The sequence below is a fragment of the Streptomyces sp. NPDC025806 genome (assembly GCF_055558275.1).
On record NZ_JBVHMU010000004.1, the window covers coordinates 315,300 to 341,609 of the forward strand.

The window sequence follows — 26,310 nt, forward strand, 5'->3', positions numbered from 1 at the left end:
CGGGCGCGGGCAGGCGGAGGCCGGCCGGTGCGCGGAGGGTCGGGCTCGGTTCTGGTGGGTGCGGGACATCGGTTGAGGCGGTGGTCGCGTGAGGATCGCGCTGGTGCACGGGTTCCACGGGCCCGGCGGGCCCGGCGGGGAGAACGCCGCGGTGCTCGACCAGGCCGCCGCGCTCGTCCGCGCGGGGCACGACGTCCATCTCGTCGTCACCGCGGCCGGCGGGCCGCTGCACGCGGCGCCGCGCCGCCGCGCGCCCTGCCCGGTCACCGTCGTCACCGGGCAGAGCCGCGGGCCGCTCAGCGCGCTGCGGGCCCTCGCGCCCGACGTCACGCACGTCCACCACGCCGCGACCGGCGCCGGACGCGGCTGGGCCGCCGACTGGACCGGCCCGCTCGTCGCCACCCTGCGCGACACCCGGCCCCAGAGCGCCGCCGCCGGCGTCCTGCACCGGCTCGCCGCGCTGCCGCAGGCCCGCGCGGCGCGCGCCGACCGCGACCCGCTGCTGCGCCGCGCCGACCGCCTCGTCGTCCGCTCCGAACCGGCCCGCGACCAGTACCTGCGCGCCGGAGTGCCGCTGCGGCGCCTCGCCCTGATCCCCGACTTCGCGCCCGCCGCGCCGAGCGTGCCGGACGCCCCCGAAGGGCCCTGGACCTATGTGGGCCGGCTCGCCCCGGAGACCGGGATCCTCGACCTGCTGCGCCGCTGGCCGGACGGCCGGCGCCTCGACGTGCTCGGCGCGGGGCCGCTCGAAGGGGCCTGCCGGGCCGCGGCGCCGGCGTCCGTACGGTTCTCGGGGCCGGTCGGGCGGGGTGGCCTGCGGGCCGGGCTCGTCGGGCGCCGGGGGCTCGTGGTGCCCGGGCGCGCGGCGCAGGATCTGCCCGTCTGTTACGCGGAGGCGCTGGCCGCGGGGGTGCCCGTGCTGGCTGTCGGGGGTGTGGCGGTGCCGCGGGCCGTCCGGGCCGAGGGGACCGGCACGGTGGCCTCTTGGGCGGCGCCTCTCGGGTCGGCCCTCGATGTGGCCGAGCGCCTCTTTCCCGGGTTGTCCCAGCACTGCCGCGCCGTCCATACGGAGTCGTACGCGGCGGAGCGCTGGCTGGAGCGGGTGGCACATGTGTACGCCGCCGCCATCCAGCACGGTTCCTCCGGTCTCGTACGCGACCGCGGCTGAGTGGGGGCGGGCCGCGCAGTTCCCCGCGCCCCTGAAATGCAGACGCTTCGCGTCGCATTTCCCCTATGAGGCGCAGCCTCATCAGGGGCGCGGGGAACTGCGCGATCAGCCCCCACCGGCCCGCACCCGGCCACGTTCAAGAAGGGGCACCCCGGTGGCCGCGGCCCCGGGTACGTCCGGCCCGCAGTGCCGTCAGGAGATACGGCGCCACGATCAACCCCGGCGCCCGAACCCCCGCATGCCGCACGCAGTACACCGCCCACGGCCACACAGGCCGCTCCGCCTCGGAGGCGACCCGGCGGAGAGCCTCCCGTACGCCGATCCCCGGCTCCGAGGACCCGGGCACCCCGCGACGATCCCCGGCCCACTCCCCGACGGCCCGCGGAGCCACATACGCCGCGACCCCGGCCCGCCGAGCCCGCAACCCGTGATCGTGATCCCCCATCCCGTGCCGGAACACCTTGTCGATGTCCCCGACCCGCTCCCGTACGGCCCACGGGACCAGCACCACGTCCCCGTCGTACGTGGCGCAGCGCTCCGGCGCCCCCGTCGGCTCCACCAGGGCGAGCCCGGGCGGCGCGGACCGCCCCGACCGCACGGTGACCCCGGCGTGCACGACGGCCCCGACGACGATCGCCGCGTCGTCGAAGCGCCGCGCGGTCGCGAGGAGTTCGGCGAGCGCCCCGGCCCGCAGCCGCACCGCGTCGCCGAGCCAGAGCTGATGCGTCGGTTCGGGCAGCCCGGCCGCGCGGCTGTTGCGGCTCGCGAGGCGCATCCCGTGGCTCCAGTAGACGTCGGGCCCGACCTCGGCGACCTGGACGCCGGGATGCGCGCGGCGCACGGCCGCGGCGGTGCCGTCGCAGGACCCCGCGTCGACGAGGTGGACCCGTACGCGCGTGCCGGCCGGCAGCCCGGTCTGCGCGGCGAGGGCGTCGAGGGCGGCGAGGGTCGAGGCGCGTCGGTCGCGGCAGGTCATCAGTACGGCTACCTGGGGCGGCTGCGACTCCATAAGGGATATTAGGTACATAAGGGCGCGGGGAAGAGTCCAACTCCCGGCCCCTCGCGGCGCGTCGGCAATCTGCTTGCCCATAAGGGCTGAATAAAAGTTGAGTGGGATCGACTCAGGTCTGTTGACGGGGAGGGGTGGGGTGGTGCACCCTTGAGCCAGTTCCACTCAAGTAGTCAGCTGGAGGAATCGAAATGGCACGTGCGGTCGGCATCGACCTGGGCACGACTAACTCCGTCGTCAGCGTTCTCGAAGGCGGCGAGCCCACCGTCATCACGAACGCGGAGGGCGCCAGGACCACGCCGTCCGTCGTCGCCTTCGCGAAGAACGGCGAGGTGCTGGTCGGCGAGGTCGCCAAGCGCCAGGCGGTCACGAACGTGGACCGTACGGTCCGCTCGGTCAAGCGCCACATGGGCACTGACTGGAAGATCAACCTGGACGGCAAGGACTTCAACCCGCAGCAGATGAGCGCCTTCATCCTGCAGAAGCTGAAGCGGGACGCCGAGGCCTACCTGGGCGAGAAGGTCACCGACGCGGTCATCACCGTCCCGGCGTACTTCAACGACTCGGAGCGTCAGGCGACGAAGGAGGCCGGCGAGATCGCGGGCCTGAACGTCCTGCGCATCGTGAACGAGCCGACGGCCGCCGCCCTGGCCTACGGCCTCGACAAGGACGACCAGACCATCCTGGTCTTCGACCTCGGTGGCGGTACGTTCGACGTCTCGCTGCTCGAGATCGGCGACGGGGTCGTCGAGGTGAAGGCCACCAACGGTGACAACCACCTCGGTGGTGACGACTGGGACCAGCGCGTCGTCGACTACCTGGTCAAGCAGTTCAACAACGGCCACGGCGTGGACCTCGCCAAGGACAAGATGGCGCTCCAGCGTCTGCGCGAGGCGGCCGAGAAGGCCAAGATCGAGCTGTCCTCCTCCACGGAGACCACGATCAACCTGCCCTACATCACGGCGTCCGCCGAGGGCCCGCTGCACCTGGACGAGAAGCTCACGCGCGCCCAGTTCCAGCAGCTCACGTCCGACCTCCTGGAGCGCTGCAAGACGCCGTTCCACAACGTCATCAAGGACGCGGGCATCCAGCTCTCCGAGATCGACCACGTCGTTCTCGTCGGTGGCTCGACCCGTATGCCGGCCGTCGCCGAGCTCGTCAAGGAACTGACGGGCGGCAACGAGGCCAACAAGGGCGTGAACCCGGACGAGGTCGTCGCCATCGGCGCCGCCCTGCAGGCCGGTGTCCTCAAGGGTGAGGTCAAGGACGTCCTGCTCCTCGACGTGACCCCGCTGTCGCTTGGTATCGAGACCAAGGGCGGCATCATGACGAAGCTCATCGAGCGGAACACGACGATCCCGACCAAGCGGTCCGAGATCTTCACCACCGCCGAGGACAACCAGCCGTCCGTCCAGATCCAGGTCTACCAGGGCGAGCGCGAGATCGCGGCGTACAACAAGAAGCTCGGGATGTTCGAGCTGACCGGTCTGCCGCCGGCCCCGCGTGGTGTCCCGCAGATCGAGGTCGCCTTCGACATCGACGCCAACGGCATCATGCACGTGACCGCGAAGGACCTCGGCACGGGCAAGGAGCAGAAGATGACCGTCACCGGTGGCTCCTCGCTGCCGAAGGACGAGGTCAACCGGATGCGCGAAGAGGCCGAGAAGTACGCGGAGGAGGACCACGCCCGCCGCGAGGCCGCCGAGTCGCGCAACCAGGGCGAGCAGCTCGTCTACCAGACGGAGAAGTTCCTCAAGGACAACGAGGACAAGGTTCCGGGTGACGTGAAGACCGAGGTCGAGTCCGCCGTCGCCGAGCTGAAGGAGAAGCTCAAGGGCGAGGACACGGCCGAGATCCGCACCGCCACCGAGAAGGTCGCCGCCGTCTCGCAGAAGCTGGGCCAGGCCATGTACGCCGACGCCCAGGGTGCCCAGGCCGCCGGCGGTCCCGAGGGCGACGCCCCGCAGGGTGACGCCAAGGCCGACGACGACGTCGTCGACGCCGAGATCGTCGACGAGGACCGCAAGGACGGTGCCGCGTGACGGAGGAGACCCCGGGCTTCGAGGAGAACGAGAAGCCTGACGTCCCCTCCGGCGCCGACGACGCCGAGCCGAAGTCCGCTCCCTCCGACAAGGAGGGGGCGGCCCCGGCCGGGGACTCAGCTTCCGCTTCGTCCGCAGGTGATGTGGCCCTCACGGCACAGCTGGACCAGGTGCGCACCGCCCTCGGCGAGCGCACCGCCGACCTCCAGCGCCTGCAGGCCGAGTACCAGAACTACCGGCGCCGCGTGGAGCGGGACCGCGTCACGGTCAAGGAGATCGCCGTCGCGAACCTCCTGTCCGAGCTGCTTCCCGTCCTCGACGACGTCGGCCGCGCCCGTGAGCACGGCGAGCTGGTCGGCGGCTTCAAGTCCGTCGCCGAGTCGCTGGAGACGGTCGTGGCGAAGATGGGCCTGCAGCAGTTCGGCAAGGAGGGCGAGCCCTTCGACCCGACCGTGCACGAGGCCCTGATGCACAGCTACGCGCCGGACGTCACCGAGACGACCTGCGTGGCGATCCTGCAGCCGGGTTACCGGATCGGCGAGCGCACCATCCGCCCCGCGCGGGTGGCCGTGGCCGAGCCGCAGCCGGGCGCGCAGGGCAAGTCCGACGAGGCCTCCGAGCAGGACGCCGAGAAGGACGACGGTGGCCCGGACAAGGGCTGACGTACACACGCGCAACGAAATGAGTGAGGAGGGACGTCGGGGCCGATGAGCACCAAGGACTTCATCGAGAAGGACTACTACAAGGTCCTCGGCGTCCCCAAGGACGCCACCGACGCCGAGATCAAGAAGGCGTACCGCAAGCTGGCGCGCGAGAACCACCCCGACGCCAACAAGGGCAACCCCAAGGCGGAGGAGCGCTTCAAGGAGATCTCCGAGGCGAACGACATCCTCGGTGACGCCAAGAAGCGCAAGGAGTACGACGAGGCCCGCGCACTGTTCGGGAACGGGGGCTTCCGCCCCGGTCCCGGCGGCGGCGGAGGTTCGTTCAACTTCGACCTGGGCGACCTCTTCGGAGGCGGCGCCCAGGGCGGGGGCCAGCCCGGCTCCGGTGGTTTCGGCGGCGGCATCGGCGACGTCTTCGGCGGCCTGTTCAACCGGGGCGGCGCGGGCGCGGGCACGGGTGCCCGTACCCAGCCGCGCCGGGGCCAGGACATCGAGTCCGAGGTGACGCTCAACTTCACCGAGGCGGTGGACGGGGCCACGGTGCCTCTCCGTATGTCGTCCCAGGCCCCCTGCAAGGCGTGCTCCGGCACCGGCGACAAGAACGGCACGCCGCGCGTGTGCCCGACCTGCGTCGGCACCGGGCAGGTCTCGCGGGGCGGCGGTGGCGGTTTCTCCCTCACCGACCCGTGCGTGGACTGCAAGGGGCGCGGCCTCATCGCCGAGACCCCCTGCGAGGTCTGCAAGGGCTCCGGCCGCGCCAAGTCCTCCCGCACCATGCAGGTGCGCATCCCCGCCGGGGTCTCCGACGGGCAGCGCATCCGCCTGCGCGGCAAGGGCGCACCCGGTGAGCGCGGCGGCCCGGCCGGCGACCTGTACGTCGTCGTCCACGTCGACGCCCACCCCGTCTTCGGCCGTAAGGGCGACAACCTCACGGTGACCGTGCCCGTCACGTTCACCGAGGCGACGCTCGGCGGCGAGGTCAAGGTGCCCACGCTCGGCGGCCCGTCCGTCACCCTGAAGCTGCCCCCGGGCACGCCGAACGGGCGGACGATGCGGGCCCGCGGCAAGGGCGCCGTCCGTAAGGACGGCACGCGCGGAGATCTCCTGGTCACGGTCGAGGTCGCGGTCCCCAGGGACGAGGACCTGACCGACGAGGCCCGTTCGGCCCTCGAGTCGTACGCCAAGGCGACCGAGGACACGGACGTGCGGGCAGAACTGTTCCAGGCGGCGAAGGGAGCCTGAGCCAGATGGACGGCCGTCGACGAAGCAACCCGTACGAACTGACCGACGAGACACCGGTGTACGTGATCTCGGTGGCGGCCCAGCTGTCCGGCCTGCACCCGCAGACCCTGCGCCAGTACGACCGCCTCGGCCTCGTCTCGCCCGACCGCACGGCCGGGCGCGGCCGCCGCTACTCGGCCCGCGACATCGACCTGCTGCGCACCGTCCAGCAGTTGTCGCAGGAAGAGGGCATCAACCTGGCCGGCATCAAGCGCATCATCGAGCTGGAGAACCAGGTGGCCGCCCTCCAGTCCCGCGTGGCGGAACTCTCCTCGGCGGTCGAAGGCGCGGCAGCAGCCATGCAGCAACGCGAGGCAGCGGTCCACGCCTCGTACCGCCGCGACCTGGTCCCGTACCAGGAGGTCCAGCAGACCAGCGCCCTGGTGGTCTGGCGCCCCAAGCGGCCGAAGGACTGACTTGTGTGACATCGCGTGGCCCCTTGCCGACCGGCAGGGGGCCACGCGGCGTATCAGCTGATGGACTCCGCCGTTCTCACAGACCGCCCAGGAAGCCGGCCCAGGCCGTTCCGCTCACGGCCAGGCGCGGGCCCTCCGACTTTTTGGAGTCTCGTACGTGGGTCGTGCCGGGGGTGTGGGCGATCTCTACGCAGTCGGGCTCGTCTCCGCCGCTGCTGTAGGTGCTCTTGAACCAGGCCAGCTCGGTCGGTTCCCCGGCGGTGGTCTCGCGGTTCATAGGTCTCCCAGCATGCGCTCGATGAAGGCCCGGGACTCCCTGGGCGAGAGAGCCTGGGCTCGGATGATGCCACACCGAAGTTCGATGCTGCGGAGCTGTTTGGGGTCGGAGACAGGGCGCCCGGCGTAGAGGCCGTCGCAGCGCCCGATCGCCGTTCCGTCCCCGAACTTCAGCACGTCCATGTTCCCACTCATCCCCGCGTGATCCTCCCGATCGGTCGGCATCACCTGGATCTCTACCGTGCGCAACTGGGCGAGTTCCAGAAGGTGTTCGAGCTGGCCGCGCAGGACGGTGCGGCCGCCGATGGGGCGGCGCAGGGTGACCTCTTCCTGGATGAAGCTGAGGGCGGGGGACGGGTCGCGGTCGAAGATGGATTTGCGGGCCGTGCGGCCCGCCATCGCGCGTTCGATCTGCTCGGACGACAGTGCCGGGCGGCGCATCGAGAAGAGGGCCTGTGCGTACTCGGGGGTCTGGAGCAGGCCGTGCGGGCTGTGGTTCCAGTACGAGGTCAGCTCGACGGCCTTGGCCTCCAGCGCCGCGATGTCCCGCACCTTCTTCGGGTACCGGACCTCGGCGACATCCGGCTTCATCGCCTTGAGCAGGCCGTTGGCGCGGAGCACGTCGTCGGCCTTGTCCAGGAATTCAGGGCGCGGGATCCGCGTACCGGACTCCACTTTGTAGACGATGCCCTCGCCGTAGCCGAGTGCCGCGCCGAGTTCCGAGACCTTGAGGCCGGCCGCCTCGCGCAGCGCTCTCAGCTGGTGTCCCACCAGGGCGATCACCGCCGCTCCCTGTACGTCACCGGGCTCGATCTCCCAGCCGTCACCGTCCGTCGCACCGGTCATCCGCGCGTCCCTCCCGCCCGTTCGGCTCCCCGCCCACGTTCCGTGAACCGCCCTACCCACCAAGGGTCTTGGACAGCCTGTACAGCTCTGGACAAACGCTGGACAGTGACCGTACGTGACGGGCGAGTCGCGGATCAGGGTATGCGGGGGCGGCCACGCTGAGTGATGTGAATCGACAGAACTTCAGCGTCCAGCTGTCCCCGACCCCGCGCGCGGCCCGCCTCGCCCGCCTCCTCGCCGTCGAACAACTCCGCACCTGGGGCCTCGCCCACGCCCTCGACGACGCGGCGCACGTCGTCGCCGAACTCACCGCGAACGCCGTCACGCACGGCCGCCTCCCCGCCCGCGACTTCGTCCTCAGGGTGTACGTGACCGAGGGTGTCCTGCGCATCGAGGTCACCGACACCCGCGCCGACCGGCTCCCTCAACTCCGGGTTGCGGACGGGGAGTCGGGGCGCGGACTCGTCCTCGTCGAGGCGCTCGCCGAGCGGTGGGGTGTCACCCAGGGGCCATTTCCCCGGAAGACCGTCTGGGCCGAGGTGCGGCTCGCGACGGTCGGGCGCGGCGTCAGCGCTTCGGGCAATTCCCCATCGCGACGTAGAGCTTGACGTTCTCCGACGGGTCGAAGGGAGCACCGGGCTTCGGGGACTGCTTGCAGACCTCTCCGTCGACGCGGGACATGTCTGCCTGCTCGACGACGCCCTCGCTTCCGTAGAGCACATCGATGGAGAGGCTGTCGTAGCCCTTCTCCAGGAGAGACTGGTAGGCGTTCGCGAATTTCTTCCCGGTCACGCGAGGTGTTCGTATCTCGGGGATGTGCGCATCCCAGTGGTCCGGGCACTTCTCCCCGTACGGGACGGCTCCGAGGTCCACCGTCTTCGGCTGGCCCGCCTTGCTCTCCAGGCAGAACCGCCAGAGGTCGACGTGCCGCAGGTCGACCGTCCGCCCGGCGTCGGTCGCGTCCCGCACCGAGTATCCGAACCCCTTCTCGACCTCTGCCCCGATCTTCGCCGACAGGCTGTCCGGGCGAGGACGAGCCGGAGCCGACGCGCTGGGCTCTGCCGAAGAAGGACCGTCCGACGGCGGGCTGGAGCAACCCGCACTCAGGGCGACCATCGCGGTCGCCAGCGCCATGCCACTGCCGAGGGCGCCGAGTCTCAACGGTCCGATCTCCTTCTGCTCAGGGTGCCGGGGCACGAAATCCCGGCCGCCGGGGCCGGGGACGGTCGCATTCCGGGACCGTTACTTCAGCGCCACGCTGTCCCCCGTGGCCGTCACCGGGCTCGTCGTGCCCGACCCCGCGAACTTCCAGCGCCAGGTGCCGGACGCGTTCGCCGTGATCGTCGTCTTCAGCTTGCCCGCGCTGTCCGTCGTCACGGACTTGAGCGTGGTGTAGGTCGAGGTGCCGGACTTCTTGAACTGGAGGGAGACGGACTTGCCGGCGAAGCCCCAGTAGGCGTTGGAGTCCCAGCTGGCGCGGGTCAGGGTGCCGGTCACCGTCAGGGTGCGGCCCTTGACGACGGGCTCGGGGGTGGCCTGGGTGGCGGTCAGCTTCGCGTACCGCTTGATCTTGACCGTCCTGCTGGTGTCCAGGGTGTAGAAGTCCTGGTCGGTGGCCGCCGCCTCGGCGTCCAGGTGCCAGGTGCCCGCGTCGGCGTTGCGCAGGTCCGCGTAGTCGTCGGAGGCGTTCGCGTCGAAGGAGTACTTCCAGACGCACTTCATCGTCGTGGACGTGGGCCGGGTGCAGGACGCGGAGTACGGGAACGCGATGCGGCCCGCCGGGCTGACCAGCTTGCCGCCGTAGATGCCCTTGATCCCGGAGCCGTCCTTGGCGGTGGCCGTGACCGTCAGGTACTGGGTCGTGCTGACGCCGACGTTCACGGTCGACTTGCTGAACGTGACCGACGTGAACGTCGTGTCGCCCTTGTGGGTGTCCGCCTGAGCGGCGGGCGTGAGGAACGGGAGCAGCACGAGGGCGCCGCCCGCGACGGTGGCGGCCGTACGGATTCGCATGGTTCTCCAGGCAGGACAGGCAGGACAGGCAGGACAGGCAGGACGGTCCGGATCTTCGTCCGGGTGTGGAGAAGACACATGGAGGGTGCGCTTGGTTGTACGGCGGGTGTACGGGCTTCGTACAACCTTCCGGCCAGGTCAGGGGTCATGAAGCCGATACGCCGCTCCCCACCCCTTTGTCTTCATGCCTCGTCCGAGAGGCCGAGAGGATCCCGTTGCACAAGAAGAGATCCGGCGCCGCCGCTGTCGCGGGGGCGCTGTCCGTCGCCGCGGTCGGCGGGCTGCTGGCCGTCGCTCCCCAGGCCGCCGCCGCCACCACCTGCTCCACCAACGTCTACCAGCGGTCCTTCTACAAGAACACGACGTTCTCCGGGACGCCGGTGAAGACCGACTGCGACAGCGCCATCAGCCAGAACTGGTCCGGCAGCCCGGCCACGAACGTGCCCTCGAACAACTTCGGGGTGCGGTGGAGCGTGACGCGGGACTTCGGTTCCGGCGGTCCGTTCACGTTCGGCGTGTCCGCCACCGACGGGGTGCGGGTGTACCTCGACGGCGTCCGCAAGATCGACCTCTGGCAGGGCACCGGCGACACCGCCCGCTCCAAGAGCGTCAACCTCACCATGCCGTCCGGCAAGCACACCCTGCGCGTCGACTACGTCAACTGGTCCGGCGCCGCCAAGGTCGCCTACACGTACGCGCCCCGCACCTCGGCCACGTACGACTCCGTGAAGCCGCTCGCGCCGACCGGTGTGAAGACCGCGTACGACACCACCACGCGCCGCACGACCGTCTCCTGGTCCGCCAACAAGGAGATGGACCTCGCCGGGTACAGCCTGTACCGGCGGGAGGCGCGGACGGGGAGCACGTGGACGAAGGTCGCGTCCACGACCACCGCCCGCAGCTACACGGACCCGCTGGTCAACCCCGACGACCGGACGCCGTACTACTACGAGGTCCGCGCCAAGGACAAGGCCGGCAACACCTCGTCCGGCTCGGCCGACACCATCGTGCGGCCGGTGCCGACGGCGACCGGGATGACCGGCTCGTACGACCCCGCGACCCGCCGGGTCAGCCTGAAGTGGACGCAGAACACCGAGCCGCAGTTCGACCACTACACGGTCTACTCGAACGAGATGGTCGACGGGCGCGGCACGTGGGTGGCCATCGGCACCACCAAGGGCAACACCTGGACCACCGAGCCGGTCGTCGCCGACGGTGAGGCCAACCAGTACAAGGTGATCGTCACGAACGACGGCGGCACCACCGAGTACGTGGGCAACGGCTCGCTCAACGCGTACGCCGAGAACGAGGTCTGGCTCAACATCCCGGACCAGATCGGCCCGTACTACGCGCCCGACCTGGCCCTGGACCGCTGCGACGCCGGCGTGTGGGTGGCCGCGTCCGACTCGACGCCCGCCCCGATCCGTGACTTCACGGGCTTCCAGGTCGAGCGCCGCCTCGCGGGCACCGAGGCCTGGACCGTCGTCCTGCACAAGGGCTACGACCCGCGCCAGACGACGGCCACCGCCTCGGTCTGCGACCCGCTGCCCGTGGACGGAAGCGTCTACGAGTACCGGGCGTTCACGTACGACTCCTCCGGGAACCTCTCGCCGGCGACGGACATCCACAAGATCCGCGTCGACGACATCTCGTATCCCACCGGCGGCTGACCGGTAGGCGGCACGGTCATGGGCCCGCCCATACTGGGCCCATGACCGAGATCCGTACCCCTCGCCTCCTCCTGCGCCGCTGGCTGCCCGACGAGGACCTCGCCCCGCTCGCCGAGATCCAGGCCGATGCGGCGGTGATGCGGTACGTCGGCGACGGCGCGCCGCGCTCCCTCGACGACACGGCCGAGGACATCGAGCGCTGGGAGGAGGAGTGGGACGACGAGGGCTTCGGGGTCTTCGCCGTCGAGCTCCTCGGGTCGGGCGAGCTGGCCGGTGCCGTCGGCCTCTACGTGCCGGACGCCCCGGCGCCGATCGCGGGGCACATCGGCATCCAGTGGCGGCTCGGCCGGCAGTTCTGGGGGCAGGGGTACGCCTCCGAGGCCGCCCAGGCGACGCTGGAGTTCGCCCTCCAGGACCGGGGCGTCGACCGGGTCGTCGCGGCCACCGCGGAGGGCGACACGTCCTCCGAGAAGGTGCTGACCAAGCTTGGCATGGAGTTCACCGGCGAGGCCGACCGCATGCGGCTGTACGCGATCGACCTGACCGAGTACGAGGGCTGAGCCCCGCCCCGTATCGCCTCCGTACCGGCCGCATTACCTGGCACGTAATCGACCCCCGGTCCGCGTCCCGGCACTCTGAAGTCACCGGAACCCGGGCGGCGCACTCCGCTCGGGCTCCGGCCCCGACATCCGAGATCCGCAGGAGGCGACCGTCATGACCGCACAGGGCCGTACCTTCCACGAGACCGCCGCCGACCGCTACTTCGAGGCGTGGAACGCCCGCGGCGCCGAGGCCCGCGCCAAGGCCGTCGCCGCCGCCTGGACCGAGGACGGCACCTACACCGACCCGCTCGCGGACGTCGCCGGGCACGAGGGCGTCGCCGCGGTCATCGGGGCCGCGCACGAGCAGTTCCCCGGCTTCTTCTTCCGGCCGCTCGGTGCGGTCGACGGGCACCACGGCATCGCCCGCTTCGGCTGGGAGCTCGTCTCCGAGGCCGACGGGTCCGCGCCGGTCGCCGGCTTCGACGTGGTCGTGCTCGACGAGGACGGCCGCATCCGCGCGGTCCACGGCTTCCTCGACCGGGTCCCGGCCGGCGTCTGAATCCCGCCCGTGCCCGCGGGTCCCGTGCGCCTTCATATGTCTTCATAAAAGGAAGCTAAGGACCCGGTTTCGTTGCAGTGTGGCTTCACCTCTTGACGCTGGGTGGGCGGCCGAGTTGGCTTTCGAGCCACCTCGGTCGCACCGCTGCGGCCATGTCAGGGAGGTATCCGCACATGAACACGCGCATACGATGCGTCACGACGACCGGCGTCGTATCCGTCCTCTTGGTCTCGCTCTCGGCCTGTGGTGGCCTGCTGCCCGGTGGGGACGGTGGCAGCAGCCAGCCCACGCACAAGGGAAACGATGTCAAGATCGGCCTGCTCCTGCCGGAGAAGGAGACGACCCGCTACGAGAAGTTCGATCACCCGGGCATCGAGGCCAAGGTCGCCGAACTCACCGAGAACCAGGGCGAGCTGGTCTACGCGAACGCCGAACAGGACGCGAAGGAGCAGAGCCGCCAGTTGCAGCGCATGATCGACGCCAAGGTCGACGCGCTGATCGTCGACCCGGTCGACGCCGCGGCGATCGCCCCGTCCGTCCAGAAGGCGAAGGACGCGGGGATCCCCGTCATCGCGTACGACCGTCTCGCGCAGGGCCCCGTCGACGCGTACGTCGGCTTCGACAACGAGCTGGTCGGCCAGACCCAGGGCAAGGAACTGCTCCTCGCTCTCGGCGAGAACGCGGGCAAACGCAGCCAGGTCGTCATGATCAACGGCGCGCCGTCCGACCCGAACGCGGCCCAGTTCAAGGAGGCCGCGCGCGCCGAGCTGGCGAACACGGTCACCGTCGCGAAGTCCTACGACACCGCCGACTGGAAGGCGCAGAACGCCAAGGCGGAGATGAAGCAGGCCATCGCCTCGATCGGCGCGAGCCGCATCGCGGGGGTGTACTCGGCGAACGACGGCATGGCCGCGGGGGTCGTCGAGGCGCTGCGTGAGGCCGGTGTGACGAAAATGCCGCCCATCACGGGGCAGGACGCGGAGCTCGCCGCGGTGCAGCGGATCCTCACCGGTGACCAGTACATGAGCATCTACAAGCCGTACGCCAAGGAGGCCGCGACGGCCGCCGAGATGGCGGTGCGGATCGCTCAGGGCCGCACGATCGAGTTCGAGGCGCTCGCGGCGGACCGCACGAACAGTCCGACCACGAAGCAGATCCGTACCGCGAGCGTGAGTGTCGTGGCGCTGAAGCGGGACAACATCAAGTCCACGGTGATCAAGGACAAGTTCTTCAAGGTGTCCGAGATCTGCACGGCGAAGTACGCGGCGGCGTGTGCGGAGGCGGGGCTGACGAAGTAGCCGGCGACCGGCCGGTCAGTAGTCCTGGTCCAGGATTCCCGACCGGCCGATGAGGTAGCCGAGCTGGGCGCGGCTGTCGCTGCCGAGCGTGGCGGCGAGTTTGGCGATGTGGACGCGGACCGTGCGGATGTTCATGGCGAGGCGCTCGGCGATGACGGCGTCCGTGTGCCCCTCGATCAGCAGGGTCGCGATGGTCCGCTGCCGGGCCGTGATGCCGTCGGAGGACGCCGCCGAGTCCAGGTCCCGCGCGTACGGGAACATGGGCGTGGCCAGCCGCCACAGCCGCTCGAACGTCGTCGCGAGATAGGTGATCAGGGCCGGGTGCCGGATCTCCAGGGCCACCGTGCGGTCCTGGTTCGCCGGTATGAAGGCGACGGTGCGGTCCAGGATCACGAGCCGCTCGGTGACCTCGTCGAGAGTGCGGACCTGCACGTCGCCGGTGAGCTGCTCGTAGTGGGCGGTGACGGCGGGGGCGTGGCGCGACGTGTGCTGGTACAGGGTGCGCATGCGGCAGCCGCGGGTGAGCAGTTCCTGTTCCCGGGGCAGTGACTCGGCCAGTCCCTTCGGGGGGCGCTGGCCGCCGGGCTGGATGGTCAGCAGTTCCCGTGAGGCGGAGTCGGCCGCCTCGTCGATGGCCTGGTTGATGCGCTGGAAGCCCATGAGGACGGTGAACATGGGGGTGCTGGGCACGGTGGCCCGCTGGGTGTCCTCCGCGATGAGGGGGGCGAAGAAGTCCGCCAGCTGCGTCTCGCGGCTGCGCTGGCGCCTGATCTCGTGCTCCATCGTGTCGAGCAGCCGGGGCAGTGCCACGGCGGGGGCCACGGGGTGGAGCCACCCCGTCTCGTGCTCGGCGGGCCGGAGCAGGCCGTGGCGCAGCAGGCAGGGCGCCTCCTCGGCCTCCTGGGAGGCTATCCGGCCCTCGCGCAGGGCCCGGGAGTAGAGGGCTGATCCGGGGGCGCACATCTCCTCGACGGCGTGCTCGTGCGGATCCGGCGTCACGATTCGCGCTCCAGCATTCCGGACTGGGCTATGAGGTAGCCGAGTTGGGCGCGGCTGCCGCTGCCGAGCGCCGCCGCGATCTTGGCGATGTGGGCCCGGCAGGTGCGCACGTTCATCCCGAGACGCCGGGCGATCGCCTCGTCGACGTGTCCCTCGATGAGGAGCTTGGCGATCGAGCGCTGGACGCCGGTGATGCCCTCGGGGGTGGCCTCGTACGGGACGTCGTCGTTGAGCGGGGTGGCGCGGCGCCACAGCAGGTCGAAGACGTTGATCAGGTACTGCACCAGGCCGGGGTGGCGCAGTTCCAGGGCGATGGCGTCACCGGCCTGAGCGGGGATGAAGGCCACGTCGTGGTCGCAGATGATGAGCCGCTCGATGAGTTCCTCGAGTGTCCGGATCTCGACCCTCGCCCCGGCCATCTTGTCCACATACGCGAAGGTGTTCTGGCTGTAGCGGACGGTGTGCTGGTACAGGGTGCGCATCGAGATACCGCGTTCTATGAGCGGCTTGCTGCGCTCCAGAGCCTCGCTGAGGAGATGCTCGGAACGGCCGCCTCCGGGCTGTACTGTCAGCACTTCGGCGCTGCTCTCGGCGATGGCCTTGTCCAAGGCGGCGTTGATCCGGCCCACGCCCTCCAGAACGGTGATGGCGTGTGTGGTCGGAGGCATCTGCGCGCTGATGGCCATGAACGGCTGGAAGGCGGCGGCCAGGTCGACGGACAGGCGCCGTCGGTCCTGGATCTCCCGCTCGATGGGCTGAAGGCGCTGGGCCAGCACGACGGACGGGGGAACCGGGCGCAGCCAGTGCGCGTCGTCCGGGTCCGGGTGCAGGAACGCGAACTCCAGCAGGCACGGTGCGACGTCCACCTCGCTGCGGGCGAGGCGGCCGGTGCTCAGCGCGGTGGCGTAAAGGCGCTCTCCGTCCGGGCACAGCTCAGTGACTGGATGCGGATGTGTCGGTTTTGTGCTTGATGTGGTCAAATCTCCACCCCCCAGGCTCCTGAACGTGCAGGAACATGATGCATCGCTTCTGTGGTTTGCATGGGCCCGAATGAGTCATGGTCTTGTGGAGCGGGGGACACGAAGCCATCAAGTAAGGACGAGGCCGACATGGGTAAGAGGATGATTCGCTCGGCGCTCGGTGCGGCGATCGCCGCCGGCGCGCTGGCAGTCGGCGCCTTCAGCGTCGCCGGCGCTCCTGGTGACGTCGCGTGGGGCTCCGCGCAGGTCGGCACACACGCTGTCGTCTCTTCCTCGACCGTGGATGTCCCGACCGGCACCGACGACGTGGCGTGGGGGCGTGTCGCCCCCGGGAACGGCGCGGCATGATCACGCCGCCCGACGACAAATCCCTGCGCCGCGAGATGGCGATCGCCTACCGGTCCGGCTGGCACACGGTCGATCTCGTGACGGCGATCCCGAATCCGGGTGACTCGCTCATGGTCACCCTGTTCGGGGAGCCGATCGTCGTGGCGCGGGACGATGACGACGACATCCGGGCCTACCGGTGTCTGCGTCGCCCGCGCGGCGCCCCCCAGCCGGTGCGGACCGTCGTCCGGTACGGAATGATCTTCGTCAACCTCGACCAGCGGGATCACCAGCTGGTCGGCGAGACGACCGGCACCACAGCCACCCCCCGCAGTGCCTGACGCGATTCCCCCGTCGTTGTAGATCGCGCAGGTGCTTCCCCCCGCAGCGGCGTCACCGTGGAACCTGAACCACGGTGGCGCCGCTGCAGTTTTCGTACATACCCGGACCGCCGCCGCGCGGCTCAGTCGTCGAAGACGCCGTTGCCCGTCGCGCGGGTCACCGCGATCTCGATCACGATCCGGTCCGGATTGGGCCTCGGCGTACGCGTGTACCGCTCCGCGTACCGCCGCTCCGCGTCCGCCACGCTCTCCCGGTCCGCGCGCACCGTGGCCGTCCCTTCCAGCGTCGCCCAGCGCCGGCCGTCCACCTGGCAGACCGCCGCCCGGGCCGCGCCCGCCGCCTGGAGCACATGGACCGCCTTGCGCGTGGTCCGGCTCGTGATCACCCGGGCCACCCGGCGCTCGGCGTCGTAGGTCACCCCGACCGGGACGACGTGCGGGGTGCCGTCCGCGCGCAGGGTCGTGAGGGTGCACAGGTGCCGTTCCCGCCAGAAGTCAAGGAAGGCCTGCGCCGGATCGTCCAGGTCGATGCGCTTCGCCATGCCCGGAACCTATCCCGGGACACCTCCCCGTCTTACCTTGAGCGGAATAGACTCAACTTTGTGTACACTGAATAAGTCAGAGTTGCCGTAGGTGGACCCCGGGCGGGGTCGGACGTGGAGGAGAACGAGTACGTGGACGCCGAGCTGACGAACCGGAGCCGTGACGCGATCAACGCGGCCACCAGCCGGGCCGTGTCCGGGGGACACCCGGATCTGACCCCGGCGCATCTGCTCCTGGCCCTGCTGGAGGGCCAGGACAACGAGAACATCGTCGATCTGCTGGCCGCCGTCGAGGCCGACCAGGCCGCGGTGCGGGCCGGCGCCGAGCGCGTGCTCGCGGGCCTGCCCAGCGTGACCGGCTCGACGGTCGCGCCCCCGCAGCCCAGCCGCGAACTGCTCGCGGTCATCGCCGACGCGGCGGAGCGGGCGAAGGAGCTGGGCGACGAGTTCCTCTCCACCGAGCATCTGCTGATCGGGACCGCCGCGAAGGGCGGCGCGACCGGTGACGTACTGATCCAGAACGGGGCCGGTGCCAAGGCGCTGGCCGAGGCGTTCGAGAAGAGCAGGGGAGGACGCCGGGTGACCACACCCGACCCGGAGGGCTCGTACAAGGCCCTGGAGAAGTTCGGCACCGACTTCACCGCCGCCGCGCGAGAGGGCCGGCTCGACCCGGTCATCGGCCGCGACCAGGAGATCCGCCGCGTGGTGCAGGTGCTCTCGCGCCGCACGAAGAACAACCCGGTGCTCATCGGCGAGCCAGGCGTCGGCAAGACCGCCGTCGTCGAGGGCCTCGCCCAGCGCATCGTGAAGGGCGACGTCCCGGAGTCCCTCAAGAACAAGCGGCTCGTCTCCCTGGACCTCGGCGCGATGGTCGCCGGCGCCAAGTACCGCGGCGAGTTCGAGGAGCGGCTCAAGACCGTCCTCTCCGAGATCAAGGAGAGCGACGGCCAGATCATCACGTTCATCGACGAGCTGCACACCGTCGTCGGCGCGGGCGCCGGCGGCGACTCCGCGATGGACGCGGGGAACATGCTGAAGCCCATGCTCGCCCGCGGTGAGCTGCGCATGGTCGGTGCGACCACGCTCGACGAGTACCGCGAGCGCATCGAGAAGGACCCCGCCCTGGAGCGCCGCTTCCAGCAGGTCCTGGTCGCCGAGCCGTCCGTCGAGGACTCCATCGCGATCCTGCGCGGACTCAAGGGACGCTACGAGGCGCACCACAAGGTGCAGATCGCCGACAGCGCGCTCGTCGCCGCCGCGACCCTCTCCGACCGGTACATCACCTCCCGCTTCCTGCCCGACAAGGCCATCGACCTCGTCGACGAGGCCGCCTCCCGGCTCCGCATGGAGATCGACTCCTCGCCCGTCGAGATCGACGAGCTGCAGCGCTCCGTCGACCGGCTGCGCATGGAGGAGCTCGCCCTCAGCAAGGAGACCGACCCGGCCAGCAAGCAGCGCCTCGACAAGCTGCGCCGCGACCTCGCCGACAAGGAGGAGGAGCTGCGCGGCCTCACCGCCCGCTGGGAGAAGGAGAAGCAGTCCCTCAACCGGGTCGGTGAGCTCAAGGAGAAGCTCGACGAGCTGCGCGGCCAGGCCGAGCGCGCCCAGCGCGACGGCGACTTCGACACCGCCAGCAAGCTGCTCTACGGCGAGATCCCGACCCTGGAGCGCGACCTGGAGGCCGCGTCCGAGGCCGAGGAGGAGGTCGCCCGCACTGAATCTTCTAGAAACCTCATGGTCAAGGAGGAGGTCGGGCCGGACGACATCGCCGACGTCGTCGGTTCCTGGACCGGCATTCCCGCCGGACGCCTCCTGGAGGGCGAGACGCAGAAGCTGCTGCGCATGGAGGACGAGCTCGGCAAGCGGCTCATCGGGCAGGGCGAGGCCGTACGGGCCGTGTCGGACGCGGTCCGGCGCACCCGCGCGGGCATCGCCGACCCGGACCGGCCGACCGGCTCCTTCCTCTTCCTCGGCCCCACCGGCGTCGGCAAGACCGAGCTGGCCAAGGCGCTCGCGGACTTCCTCTTCGACGACGAGCGGGCGATGGTCCGCATCGACATGAGCGAGTACGGCGAGAAGCACTCCGTGGCCCGGCTCGTCGGAGCTCCCCCCGGCTACGTCGGCTACGAGGAGGGCGGTCAGCTCACCGAGGCGGTGCGGCGGCGCCCGTACAGCGTGGTGCTGCTCGACGAGGTGGAGAAGGCGCACCCCGAGGTCTTCGACGTGCTGCTCCAGGTGCTCGACGACGGGCGGCTCACCGACGGCCAGGGCCGCACGGTCGACTTCCGCAACACGATCCTGATCCTCACGTCGAACCTGGGCAGCCAGTTCTTGGTGGAGCCGCTGACCTCGGCGGAGGAGAAGAAGCGGCAGGTCCTGGATGTCGTACGGGCCTCCTTCAAGCCGGAGTTCCTGAACCGGCTGGACGACCTGGTCGTCTTCTCCGCGCTGGAGAAGGACGAGCTGCGGCGCATCGCCGGGCTGCAGATCGACCGGCTCGCCAAGCGGCTCGCCGAGCGGCAGCTCACGCTCGACGTCACCGACGCGGCGCTGGACTGGCTGGCGCGGGAGGGCAACGATCCGGCCTACGGGGCGCGGCCGCTGCGGCGTCTCGTCCAGACGTCCATCGGTGACCGGCTCGCCCGGGAGATCCTCTCCGGGGAGGTCACGGACGGGGACACGGTGCGGGTGGATGCCTTCGGCGACGGGTTGATCGTGGGGCCCGCGACGGGGAAGTCGCTGTAGGGGCCGGGGGCGCGTCTGCCGGGGTGCGGTCGTTCGCCGGCCGCGGCCCGGTGGGGCTTCTCGCGCAGTTCCCCGCGCCCCTGAGGTGCATGCCCTTCGGGCGCACCTCATCGATGAAAGGCTGAGCGGCGAAGCCGCAAGCCTTTCAGGGGCGCGGGGAACTGCGCGACCAGCCCCCACCGGGCCGCACGCCGGGAGCGAACAGGTCATGGCAGACGGGGGGCCGGGCTTGCCCCCGGGGGCCCCCTCTGAGAGAGGATGAGTTGTATCCATACGAAGGGACAGACATGAGCATCGACCCGTCCTCGATTCCGAACTTCGGGGCGCAGCCCGATCCCCAGGGGGCGGGACCGTCGGGCCCCGTCATCCCCGACCAGGACCTGGTCAAGCAGCTGCTCGACCAGATGGAACTCAAGTACGTCCTCGACGAAGAGGGTGACCTCGCCGCGCCGTGGGAGGAGTTCCGCACCTACTTCATGTTCCGCGGCGAGGACGACCAGCAGGTCTTCTCGGTGCGGACGTTCTACGACCGCCCCCACAGCATCGAGTCCAAGCCGCAGCTCCTGGAGTCCATCGACGACTGGAACCGCCGGACGCTGTGGCCGAAGGTCTACAGCCACACCCACGACGACGGTCAGGTCCGCCTCATCGGCGAGGCCCAGATGCTGATCGGCACCGGTGTCTCCCTGGAGCACTTCGTGTCGTCGACCGTCAGCTGGGTCCGCGCCGCGATCGAGTTCGACCGCTGGCTCGTGGAGCAGCTCGGCCTGGAGGCCGAGGTCGACTCGGCCGAGGACGAGAAGCCCGAGGACGACTCGGAGTAGTACCGAGGCAGGACCCGGCTACAGCGGGGTGTGCGCGTGGACGACGAGATACGCCCCGTACGCCGTCGAGAACCCGGCCAGTGCGCCAAGGACCGTCAGGGCCTGCGCGGGCCGGGTTCTCCATGTCCGGGCCAGGGCGGCCGCGACCGGCAGCAGCAGCGGGAACGCGGGCAGCAGGAAGCGCGGCTTGGACTCGAAGAAGCCGGAGCCGCCGACCGCGACGAGCAGCAGGACCCCGCTGTAGACGAGCAGCGGGAGCGGGGCGCGGTCCAGGAGCAGGAGCGCGTAGAGCAGGACGGCGACCGCGACGATCAGCAGGGTCAGCGTCCTGGGCACGGCGAACCGGTCCCCGTGCAGCAGCAGCCCCTGCACCGTGCGGGCCGCGCCGGCCCCGAGATCGAAGGACGAGCCCCAGCGCCGCTGCACGGTGAAGTAGCCGCCGAGCGGATCCCCGGTGCGCACCCCCACCCACAGCACGTACGCGAACCAGCCCACCGGTGCGAGCAGCGCGCCCGTCCACAGCCTGGGGACGACGCGCCCGCGGCGGCGGAAGACTTCGAGCAGGGCCGCGGCGAGGACGGCGGCGGCGACCGCGCAGCCGTTGGGGCGGGCCAGCCCGGCGAGGGCGGCGAGGGAGCCGGCCCACAGCCAGTTCCGGTTCAGTACCGCGTACAGCGCCCAGGCGGCGAGCGCGGTGAGCAGCGGTTCCGTGTAGCCGAGGGAGAGCACGACCGCGTGCGGCAGCAGGCCCCAGAGGACGACGAGCAGGGTCGCGGTGGCCGGGCCGTACAGGCGGGCGGCGACGCGGTGGATGCCGAGGGCGGCGGCGAGCGCGGCGGCCCAGGCGACCAGGAGGCCGCAGGCGCCGCCGGACAGGAACGGCAGCAGGGTGCGCAGGGCCCTGATCAGCGCGGGGTAGAGCGGGAAGAACGCGAGGTCGCTCTGGACGATGTCGGGTCCGAAGCGCAGGGTGCGGGCGCCGTAGCCGTGCGCCGCGATCCCCAGGTACCAGAGCGAGTCCCAGGTACGGCCGAGCACGGCGAACGGCCGCTGCCCGTCGAGCCCGGCCGCGACCGCGACGGCCGCGGCCCCGGTGAGCCGGGCCGCGGCGAACAGACCGAGCGCGATCAGGGCGGAGGAGGGGCGCCGCGAGGGACGGAGGCGGCGCGGCACGGGGACGGGCGCCCGGTCCCGCTCCCCGGCCACCGGCGCGAACTGCTGCTGGGTCACATCACCGCACCTTGAGCGGCGCGCGGGCCCCGCGCCACCCGAACGCCTCCGCCCGGCCCCAGCTCGGCCCGGATCGGGTGGGCCGCGCGGGTGACGCGGCGCGGCGGCGTGACAACCCGCCCGGACGGGCCCTCCCGGGCTACGCCTTGAGGCGGGTCACCGCGTCGCTCAGGACCTCGTCGCGCTTGCAGAAGGCGAAGCGGACGAAGGGGGCGCCGGCCGTGCGGTCGTCGTAGAAGACGGCGTTCGGGATGGCGACGACGCCGCAGCGCTCGGGCAGGGCGCGGCAGAACGCGAAGCCGTCGTCGAAGCCCAGGGGGCGGATGTCGGTGGTGACGAAGTAGGTGCCCTGGGGGCGGAAGACGGTGAAGCCCGCGTCCGTGAGACCGGCCGCGAGCAGGTCCCGCTTGGCGGTCATCGAGGCGCGGAACTCCTCGAAGTAGGAGTCCGGCAGGGCCAGCGCCTCGGCGATCGCGTATTGGAAGGGGCCCGCGGAGACGTAGGTGAGGAACTGCTTGGCCGAGCGGACCGCGGTGACCAGCTCCGGCGCGGCGGTCACCCAGCCGACCTTCCAGCCCGTGAACGAGAACGTCTTGCCGCTCGACCCGATCGTCACGGTCCGCCCGCGCATCCCGGGCAGCGTCGCGAGCGGCACGTGCTCGGCGTCGTCGTAGGTCAGGTGCTCGTACACCTCGTCCGTGACGACGAGCAGGTCCCGCTCCACGGCGAGCTCGGCGACGGCGGTCAGCTCGGCGCGGGTCAGGACGGTGCCGGTCGGATTGTGCGGGGTGTTGATCAGCAGGAGCCGGGTGCGGGGCGTGATCGCGGCGCGCAGCTCGTCGAGGTCGAGGCGGAACGATCCCTCGTGCGGGCGCAGGGTCACCGGGACCCGGGTGCCGCCCGCGAGCGCGATGCTCGCCGCGTACGAGTCGTAGTACGGCTCCAGGGCGACGACCTCGTCGCCGGGCTCGACCAGGGCGAGCAGTGAGGCCGCGATGGCCTCGGTCGCGCCGGCGGTGACGAGCACCTCGGTGTCCGGGTCGAACTCCAGGCCGTAGCGGCGCCGCTGGTGGTCCGCGATCGCGGTGCGCAGCTCGGGGATTCCGGGGCCCGGCGGGTACTGGTTGCCCCGGCCGTCGCGCAGCGCCCGCACCGCGGCCTCGCGGATCTGCTCGGGCCCGTCGGTGTCGGGGAAGCCCTGCCCGAGGTTGATGGCGCCGGTGCGCACGGCCAGCGCGGACATCTCCGCGAAGATCGTGGTCCCGAACTCGGCGAGACGGCGGTTCAGCAGAGGACGCGCGCTGGAGGTCATGCGGGCCATCCTCCGCCGAACCTCTGGACTTCCTCAACTCTGCTTTGGCTTCGATCCGGTGCGGGAATCCCCACTCCACGCCGGTAGCGGCGGCCCTCGGGGATCACGGGGATTCCGAGGGTTCGGGGGAACGGAAGGGGGACCGGTGATGGAAGCAGTCGTCATCGTGGTCTTCGTCGCGATGGTCGTCGCCATCGTGATCGGAACGGCGCGTGCGGGCGGCAGCAAGTCGCGGCGCACGTCGTTGAAGAAGAGCGGCGCCCGCGGCTCGCGGAGCGGCAGCAGCAACAGCTGGTGGGCGGGTGGCGGGAGCTCGTCCGTGGGGAGCTCCTGCTCCTCGTCGTCCTCCGGTTCGTCCGGGCACCACGGCCACTCGTGCGGCAGCGGCTCCTCCTGCGGCGGCGGCTCGTCGTGCGGCGGAGGCTCGTCGTGCGGCGGTGGGGGCGGGTGCGGCGGCGGCAGCTGACGCCGGCCCGGTGGGTGCGGCCCACGCGGGGACCACTGACACGGGGCAGTGGTGTCCGGGTGGGCCGCACGCGTGTGCGGGCGTACGTGTGCACCCACGGGGGACTCGGACACGTGTCCGGTCAGGTACCCGCAGGTGGTGCGCCGGGCGCGAAAGGTCGCACGGAAAGTTGAACAGTTGAGCTGCACGGCGCCCGAGGGGATGGAAACCCTCCGAAAGTTGGGTAAAAACGCTGTGAGGTCGGGGCCGCCCATGATTCCCTTTAAGCGTCAACTCAGCCCTCGTACTACGTACTCATCGCGTTCGCGTGGGCACGAGCCGGTCCCTTTGACGTAGCCGGCCCCATCTCCCTTTGCGTGCTAGCGGAGCCGACCCATGCTCACGACCCTGAACACCGCCTACTCCGACACCAGTGCGGCCGACCTGGCCTGGACACTCGGGCGCGAGCCGCTTCCCGCGCTCGCCACACTCGACATCGAACTCGCGGGCGCGAAGATGCAGTTGCGTCTTCTCGGCGCCTCTCACCAGGTGCTCCTCGAGGAGGAGAGCGGCGCCTGCTCGGAGACCGTCGCCTGTATGCCCGGCAGCAGCACCCCGCTCCCGCTCGGCGTCGCCAAGCGGGTGGGCGACTGGGAGTACGAATTCGCCGCCCGGGTCGAACATCTGACGGAAGGACAGTTCGCGGGCCGCGCCCAGGAACTGCTCGCCCTCGTCGCCGACCATCCGAACGGGCTCGCGGGCGTCTTCCCGGGCAGCCCGCACGCCTTCACGGCGATGCTCGCCCACCGCCACGAGGGCCAGGTGCACTGGCGCACCTGGCACGCCTACCCGCAGGACGGTCAACTCGTCGCCACCCGGAGCCGGGTCGGTGTCCGCGTCCCCGCCGTCGCGATGGCTTAGGTCAGCGGCCCGGTGCGGGGTATGCGCCCCGGCCCCTGTTCCACACGTGTGGGTGACAGGGTGCGGTCATGCGGTGACGTAGCGTTCCAGGGGTGATCGAACCGCACGCGCCCGCCCCGCCCGGGGGCGCCGGGACGCCCCGGCCCCTGGGCGCGCCGGAGCGTGCCCCGCTGCCGGTGAAGCCCGGCACGGGCCGGTTCCTGGTGCTCGCCGGTGTCTTCGTGTGCGCGGCCTGCGGCCTCGTCTACGAGCTGGAACTGGTGGCGCTCGCCTCGTACTTGATGGGCGACTCGGTCACCCAGGCCTCCGTGGTGCTGTCCGTCATGGTCTTCGCCATGGGCATCGGCTCGCTCGCCGCCAAACGGCTGCGCTACCGGGCGGCCGCCGGCTTCGGCATGGTCGAGGCCGTCCTCGCGCTCGTCGGCGGGTGCAGCGCGATGGCCCTGTACGCGGTCTTCGCCTGGACCGGCGACTGGGGCGGAGCCTGGCGGGACGGCCCGCGTTTCCTGCTCGTCGGGTTCTCCCTGGCGATCGGCGTGCTGATCGGCGCCGAGGTGCCGCTGCTCATGGTCCTCATCCAGCGGATCCGCAGACAGGACCCCGGCGGCGCCGTCGCCGACCTGTTCGCCGCCGACTACGTGGGCGCGCTCGTCGGCGGGCTCGCCTTCCCGTTCCTGCTCCTGCCGATGCTCGGCCAGCTCACCGGCGCCCTGCTCACCGGGGTGGTCAACGCGGTGGCGGGCGGCGCCCTCGTCCTCGGCCTCTTCCGGCGCGACCTGAGCCCGCGCGGCCGGCGGCTCCTCCTCGTGGCCAACGCGACGGTCCTCGCCGTCCTGGCCTTCGCGTGGCTCCAGGTCGACGCGTTCGAGCGGGCGGCGCGGGAGGCGCTGTTCGGGGCGCCCGTGCGGGTCGCCGAGCAGAGCGCCGAGCAGGAGATCGTCCTCACCGGAGACTCCGGCCGGCCGCCGGGGCTCTACCTCGACGGGCGGCTGCGGGCGGGCGGCCCCGGCGCCCGGCGCCGCGTCGCCCGGCTCGTACGGCCCGCGCTCGGGGGCGGGCCGCACGAGCGGGTCCTCGTGCTCGGGGGCGGGGACGGGGTGGCGGCCGGGGAGGTGCTCCGCGCGGGCGGGAGCGGGGTGCGGCGGGTGGACCTGGTCGACACGGACCCCGCGGTGGTGCGGCTGGCCCGGACGGATCCGGGGCTCGTGGCGCTGAACGGGCGGGCGTTCTCCGATTCCCGGGTGCGGGTGGTCACGGGGGACGTGTTCGCGCGCGTACGGGGCGCTGCCGCGCGGGGTGAGCGGTATGACCTCGTGGTCTCGGACCTGCCGGACCCGGCGCTCTCGGTGGACAGCGCGAAGCTGTACTCCGAGGAGTTCTACGGGCTGGTGGGGCGGGTCCTCGGGGACGGGGGGCGGGTGGTGGTGCGAGGTGGAGGAACGGTCGCCTCGACCGTGCGGGGGGCCGGTTTCCGGGTGGTGGGGTACGGCCCCGGCTATGTCGTCGGGGGGAAGGGGGTCACGCCTCGGCTGCGGGGGGCCGGCGCGGCGGCGATCGATCCCGACCGCGCCCCGTCGACGCTCGTGCATCCGCGTTATTGACGCGCATGGGCTAGCCGCCCGGGGTGGGGTCGCGGGTGCGGGTCCGGTGGGGCTGGTCGCGCCCGGGTGAGTGCCACCCGCGGCCGCCGTTCGTCTGCCGCGCCGTCGTGGCTTGTCGCGCAGTTCCCCGCGCCCCTGAGGTGCATGCCCTTCGGGCGCACCTCCTCGATGAAAGGCTGAGCGGCGAAGCCGCAAGCCTTTCAGGGGCGCGGGGAACTGCGCGACAAGCCCCCACCGGGCCGCGGACCCGTACGAAAC

The 26,310-nt window shown here is 71.2% G+C and carries 27 protein-coding genes; 17 read left to right on the plus strand and 10 right to left on the minus strand.

Translation table 11 applies throughout. The features are described from left to right. The first annotated feature begins 88 nt into the window (after nt 1–88). A complete protein-coding gene (locus ACZ4E1_RS11435; RefSeq protein ID WP_467538092.1) occupies nt 89–1,168 on the plus strand; it encodes a glycosyltransferase in 1,080 nt (359 codons plus the stop codon). 136 nt (nt 1,169–1,304) lie between these two features. Here the strand turns inward: ACZ4E1_RS11435 and ACZ4E1_RS11440 are convergent, their stop codons facing one another. Further along, entirely contained in the window at nt 1,305–2,195 is an 891-nt protein-coding gene (locus ACZ4E1_RS11440) for a glycosyltransferase family 2 protein (RefSeq protein WP_467538094.1), read from the minus strand. Between the two features lie 173 nt (nt 2,196–2,368). Between ACZ4E1_RS11440 and dnaK the strand changes: the two genes are divergently transcribed. Genes dnaK through ACZ4E1_RS11460 form a run of 4 tightly spaced genes read left to right on the plus strand, consistent with a single transcriptional unit; the run spans nt 2,369 to nt 6,581 of the window. Further along, complete coding sequence (dnaK, locus tag ACZ4E1_RS11445) at nt 2,369–4,219, plus strand: molecular chaperone DnaK (protein WP_467538095.1); 1,851 nt, start codon at nt 2,369–2,371, stop codon at nt 4,217–4,219. Further along, nucleotides 4,216–4,881, plus strand: coding sequence for a nucleotide exchange factor GrpE (gene grpE, locus ACZ4E1_RS11450; RefSeq protein ID WP_467538098.1), 666 nt, complete (start codon nt 4,216–4,218; stop codon nt 4,879–4,881). The genes dnaK and grpE overlap by 4 nt, the downstream gene beginning before the upstream one ends. Nucleotides 4,882–4,926: 45 nt before the next feature. After that, nucleotides 4,927–6,126 (plus strand): molecular chaperone DnaJ, encoded by a 1,200-nt coding sequence (gene dnaJ, locus ACZ4E1_RS11455; protein ID WP_467538100.1) that lies wholly within the window; start codon nt 4,927–4,929, stop codon nt 6,124–6,126. Nucleotides 6,127–6,131: 5 nt separating this feature from the next. Further along, nucleotides 6,132–6,581 carry a heat shock protein transcriptional repressor HspR gene (locus ACZ4E1_RS11460; RefSeq protein WP_467538102.1) on the plus strand — a complete coding sequence of 150 codons (450 nt, stop codon included), beginning with the start codon at nt 6,132–6,134 and terminating at the stop codon, nt 6,579–6,581. Nucleotides 6,582–6,657: 76 nt separating this feature from the next. Here the strand turns inward: ACZ4E1_RS11460 and ACZ4E1_RS11465 are convergent, their stop codons facing one another. Both ACZ4E1_RS11465 and ACZ4E1_RS11470 read right to left on the minus strand, forming a co-directional pair. Next, on the minus strand, nt 6,658–6,858 hold the full coding sequence (locus ACZ4E1_RS11465; RefSeq protein WP_467538104.1) for a DUF397 domain-containing protein: 201 nt from the start codon (nt 6,856–6,858) through the stop codon (nt 6,658–6,660). After that, on the minus strand, nt 6,855–7,703 hold the full coding sequence (locus ACZ4E1_RS11470) for a helix-turn-helix domain-containing protein (RefSeq protein WP_467538106.1): 849 nt from the start codon (nt 7,701–7,703) through the stop codon (nt 6,855–6,857). The genes ACZ4E1_RS11465 and ACZ4E1_RS11470 overlap by 4 nt, the downstream gene beginning before the upstream one ends. Before the next feature lie 167 nt (nt 7,704–7,870). Here ACZ4E1_RS11470 and ACZ4E1_RS11475 point away from each other — a divergent pair, with 167 nt between their 5' ends. After that, on the plus strand, nt 7,871–8,311 hold the full coding sequence (locus tag ACZ4E1_RS11475) for an ATP-binding protein (protein ID WP_467538108.1): 441 nt from the start codon (nt 7,871–7,873) through the stop codon (nt 8,309–8,311). On the opposite strand, the gene ACZ4E1_RS11480 is transcribed toward ACZ4E1_RS11475, so the two are convergent. Next, nucleotides 8,271–8,864 (minus strand): PASTA domain-containing protein, encoded by a 594-nt coding sequence (locus tag ACZ4E1_RS11480; protein ID WP_467538109.1) that lies wholly within the window; start codon nt 8,862–8,864, stop codon nt 8,271–8,273. The genes ACZ4E1_RS11475 and ACZ4E1_RS11480 overlap by 41 nt on opposite strands. A gap of 81 nt (nt 8,865–8,945) precedes the next feature. After that, nucleotides 8,946–9,716 carry a calcium-binding protein gene (locus tag ACZ4E1_RS11485; RefSeq protein ID WP_467538111.1) on the minus strand — a complete coding sequence of 257 codons (771 nt, stop codon included), beginning with the start codon at nt 9,714–9,716 and terminating at the stop codon, nt 8,946–8,948. Between the two features lie 215 nt (nt 9,717–9,931). On the opposite strand from ACZ4E1_RS11485, the gene ACZ4E1_RS11490 reads away from it, so the two are divergent. The 4 genes from ACZ4E1_RS11490 (at nt 9,932) to ACZ4E1_RS11505 (ending at nt 13,785) form a co-directional block, all read left to right on the plus strand. Beyond that, complete coding sequence (locus ACZ4E1_RS11490) at nt 9,932–11,386, plus strand: fibronectin type III domain-containing protein (protein ID WP_467538113.1); 1,455 nt, start codon at nt 9,932–9,934, stop codon at nt 11,384–11,386. Nucleotides 11,387–11,427: 41 nt separating this feature from the next. After that, nucleotides 11,428–11,946 (plus strand): GNAT family N-acetyltransferase, encoded by a 519-nt coding sequence (locus tag ACZ4E1_RS11495; protein ID WP_467538115.1) that lies wholly within the window; start codon nt 11,428–11,430, stop codon nt 11,944–11,946. Between the two features lie 154 nt (nt 11,947–12,100). Further along, complete coding sequence (locus ACZ4E1_RS11500; protein ID WP_467538117.1) at nt 12,101–12,487, plus strand: nuclear transport factor 2 family protein; 387 nt, start codon at nt 12,101–12,103, stop codon at nt 12,485–12,487. Nucleotides 12,488–12,660: 173 nt separating this feature from the next. Beyond that, on the plus strand, nt 12,661–13,785 hold the full coding sequence (locus ACZ4E1_RS11505) for a sugar ABC transporter substrate-binding protein (RefSeq protein WP_467538118.1): 1,125 nt from the start codon (nt 12,661–12,663) through the stop codon (nt 13,783–13,785). A gap of 15 nt (nt 13,786–13,800) precedes the next feature. Here ACZ4E1_RS11505 and ACZ4E1_RS11510 read toward each other — a convergent pair whose 3' ends face one another. Continuing rightward, a complete protein-coding gene (locus tag ACZ4E1_RS11510) occupies nt 13,801–14,784 on the minus strand; it encodes a LuxR C-terminal-related transcriptional regulator (protein WP_467538119.1) in 984 nt (327 codons plus the stop codon). After that, entirely contained in the window at nt 14,781–15,764 is a 984-nt protein-coding gene (locus ACZ4E1_RS11515) for a helix-turn-helix transcriptional regulator (RefSeq protein ID WP_467538121.1), read from the minus strand. The genes ACZ4E1_RS11510 and ACZ4E1_RS11515 overlap by 4 nt, the downstream gene beginning before the upstream one ends. A 129-nt stretch (nt 15,765–15,893) precedes the next feature. On the opposite strand from ACZ4E1_RS11515, the gene ACZ4E1_RS11520 reads away from it, so the two are divergent. Then, nucleotides 15,894–16,112: a hypothetical protein gene (locus ACZ4E1_RS11520; protein ID WP_467538123.1), complete on the plus strand. Its 219-nt coding sequence runs from the start codon at nt 15,894–15,896 to the stop codon at nt 16,110–16,112. Next, the gene (locus tag ACZ4E1_RS11525) at nt 16,109–16,432 is read left to right on the plus strand and encodes a (2Fe-2S)-binding protein (protein ID WP_188338126.1); all 324 of its coding nucleotides are present in this window, start codon (nt 16,109–16,111) and stop codon (nt 16,430–16,432) included. The genes ACZ4E1_RS11520 and ACZ4E1_RS11525 overlap by 4 nt, the downstream gene beginning before the upstream one ends. Before the next feature lie 122 nt (nt 16,433–16,554). Here the strand turns inward: ACZ4E1_RS11525 and ACZ4E1_RS11530 are convergent, their stop codons facing one another. Continuing rightward, nucleotides 16,555–16,974, minus strand: coding sequence for a pyridoxamine 5'-phosphate oxidase family protein (locus ACZ4E1_RS11530; protein WP_467538125.1), 420 nt, complete (start codon nt 16,972–16,974; stop codon nt 16,555–16,557). A gap of 132 nt (nt 16,975–17,106) precedes the next feature. Here ACZ4E1_RS11530 and clpB point away from each other — a divergent pair, with 132 nt between their 5' ends. Next, nucleotides 17,107–19,719: an ATP-dependent chaperone ClpB gene (clpB, locus tag ACZ4E1_RS11535; RefSeq protein WP_467538549.1), complete on the plus strand. Its 2,613-nt coding sequence runs from the start codon at nt 17,107–17,109 to the stop codon at nt 19,717–19,719. Between the two features lie 287 nt (nt 19,720–20,006). Continuing rightward, nucleotides 20,007–20,543 (plus strand): YbjN domain-containing protein, encoded by a 537-nt coding sequence (locus ACZ4E1_RS11540; RefSeq protein ID WP_399124606.1) that lies wholly within the window; start codon nt 20,007–20,009, stop codon nt 20,541–20,543. A gap of 18 nt (nt 20,544–20,561) precedes the next feature. Here the strand turns inward: ACZ4E1_RS11540 and ACZ4E1_RS11545 are convergent, their stop codons facing one another. Both ACZ4E1_RS11545 and ACZ4E1_RS11550 read right to left on the minus strand, forming a co-directional pair. Then, nucleotides 20,562–21,773 carry a hypothetical protein gene (locus ACZ4E1_RS11545; RefSeq protein WP_467538126.1) on the minus strand — a complete coding sequence of 404 codons (1,212 nt, stop codon included), beginning with the start codon at nt 21,771–21,773 and terminating at the stop codon, nt 20,562–20,564. Between the two features lie 139 nt (nt 21,774–21,912). Continuing rightward, nucleotides 21,913–23,094 (minus strand): pyridoxal phosphate-dependent aminotransferase, encoded by a 1,182-nt coding sequence (locus ACZ4E1_RS11550; protein ID WP_467538127.1) that lies wholly within the window; start codon nt 23,092–23,094, stop codon nt 21,913–21,915. A 139-nt stretch (nt 23,095–23,233) separates the two neighbouring features. Here ACZ4E1_RS11550 and ACZ4E1_RS11555 point away from each other — a divergent pair, with 139 nt between their 5' ends. The 3 genes from ACZ4E1_RS11555 (at nt 23,234) to ACZ4E1_RS11565 (ending at nt 26,052) form a co-directional block, all read left to right on the plus strand. Further along, nucleotides 23,234–23,551 carry a hypothetical protein gene (locus ACZ4E1_RS11555; RefSeq protein ID WP_467538129.1) on the plus strand — a complete coding sequence of 106 codons (318 nt, stop codon included), beginning with the start codon at nt 23,234–23,236 and terminating at the stop codon, nt 23,549–23,551. 375 nt (nt 23,552–23,926) lie between these two features. Beyond that, nucleotides 23,927–24,451 (plus strand): DUF2617 family protein, encoded by a 525-nt coding sequence (locus ACZ4E1_RS11560; RefSeq protein WP_467538131.1) that lies wholly within the window; start codon nt 23,927–23,929, stop codon nt 24,449–24,451. Between the two features lie 92 nt (nt 24,452–24,543). Next, on the plus strand, nt 24,544–26,052 hold the full coding sequence (locus ACZ4E1_RS11565) for a spermine/spermidine synthase domain-containing protein (protein WP_467538133.1): 1,509 nt from the start codon (nt 24,544–24,546) through the stop codon (nt 26,050–26,052). Nucleotides 26,053–26,310: the final 258 nt, after the last annotated feature.

Excerpts from the sequence above, each read along its gene's own strand:
- ACZ4E1_RS11440 (WP_467538094.1), bottom strand. The coding sequence starts at position 2,195 with ATGTACCTAATATCCCTTATGGAGTCGCAGCCGCCCCAGGTAGCCGTA.
- dnaK (WP_467538095.1), top strand. The coding sequence starts at position 2,369 with ATGGCACGTGCGGTCGGCATCGACCTGGGCACGACTAACTCCGTCGTC.
- dnaJ (WP_467538100.1), top strand. The coding sequence starts at position 4,927 with ATGAGCACCAAGGACTTCATCGAGAAGGACTACTACAAGGTCCTCGGC.
- ACZ4E1_RS11460 (WP_467538102.1), top strand. The coding sequence starts at position 6,132 with ATGGACGGCCGTCGACGAAGCAACCCGTACGAACTGACCGACGAGACA.
- ACZ4E1_RS11465 (WP_467538104.1), bottom strand. The coding sequence starts at position 6,858 with ATGAACCGCGAGACCACCGCCGGGGAACCGACCGAGCTGGCCTGGTTC.
- ACZ4E1_RS11470 (WP_467538106.1), bottom strand. The coding sequence starts at position 7,703 with ATGACCGGTGCGACGGACGGTGACGGCTGGGAGATCGAGCCCGGTGAC.
- ACZ4E1_RS11485 (WP_467538111.1), bottom strand. The coding sequence starts at position 9,716 with ATGCGAATCCGTACGGCCGCCACCGTCGCGGGCGGCGCCCTCGTGCTG.
- ACZ4E1_RS11495 (WP_467538115.1), top strand. The coding sequence starts at position 11,428 with ATGACCGAGATCCGTACCCCTCGCCTCCTCCTGCGCCGCTGGCTGCCC.
- ACZ4E1_RS11500 (WP_467538117.1), top strand. The coding sequence starts at position 12,101 with ATGACCGCACAGGGCCGTACCTTCCACGAGACCGCCGCCGACCGCTAC.
- ACZ4E1_RS11505 (WP_467538118.1), top strand. The coding sequence starts at position 12,661 with ATGAACACGCGCATACGATGCGTCACGACGACCGGCGTCGTATCCGTC.
- ACZ4E1_RS11520 (WP_467538123.1), top strand. The coding sequence starts at position 15,894 with ATGGGTAAGAGGATGATTCGCTCGGCGCTCGGTGCGGCGATCGCCGCC.
- ACZ4E1_RS11525 (WP_188338126.1), top strand. The coding sequence starts at position 16,109 with ATGATCACGCCGCCCGACGACAAATCCCTGCGCCGCGAGATGGCGATC.
- ACZ4E1_RS11530 (WP_467538125.1), bottom strand. The coding sequence starts at position 16,974 with ATGGCGAAGCGCATCGACCTGGACGATCCGGCGCAGGCCTTCCTTGAC.
- ACZ4E1_RS11540 (WP_399124606.1), top strand. The coding sequence starts at position 20,007 with ATGAGCATCGACCCGTCCTCGATTCCGAACTTCGGGGCGCAGCCCGAT.
- ACZ4E1_RS11550 (WP_467538127.1), bottom strand. The coding sequence starts at position 23,094 with ATGGCCCGCATGACCTCCAGCGCGCGTCCTCTGCTGAACCGCCGTCTC.
- ACZ4E1_RS11555 (WP_467538129.1), top strand. The coding sequence starts at position 23,234 with ATGGAAGCAGTCGTCATCGTGGTCTTCGTCGCGATGGTCGTCGCCATC.
- ACZ4E1_RS11560 (WP_467538131.1), top strand. The coding sequence starts at position 23,927 with ATGCTCACGACCCTGAACACCGCCTACTCCGACACCAGTGCGGCCGAC.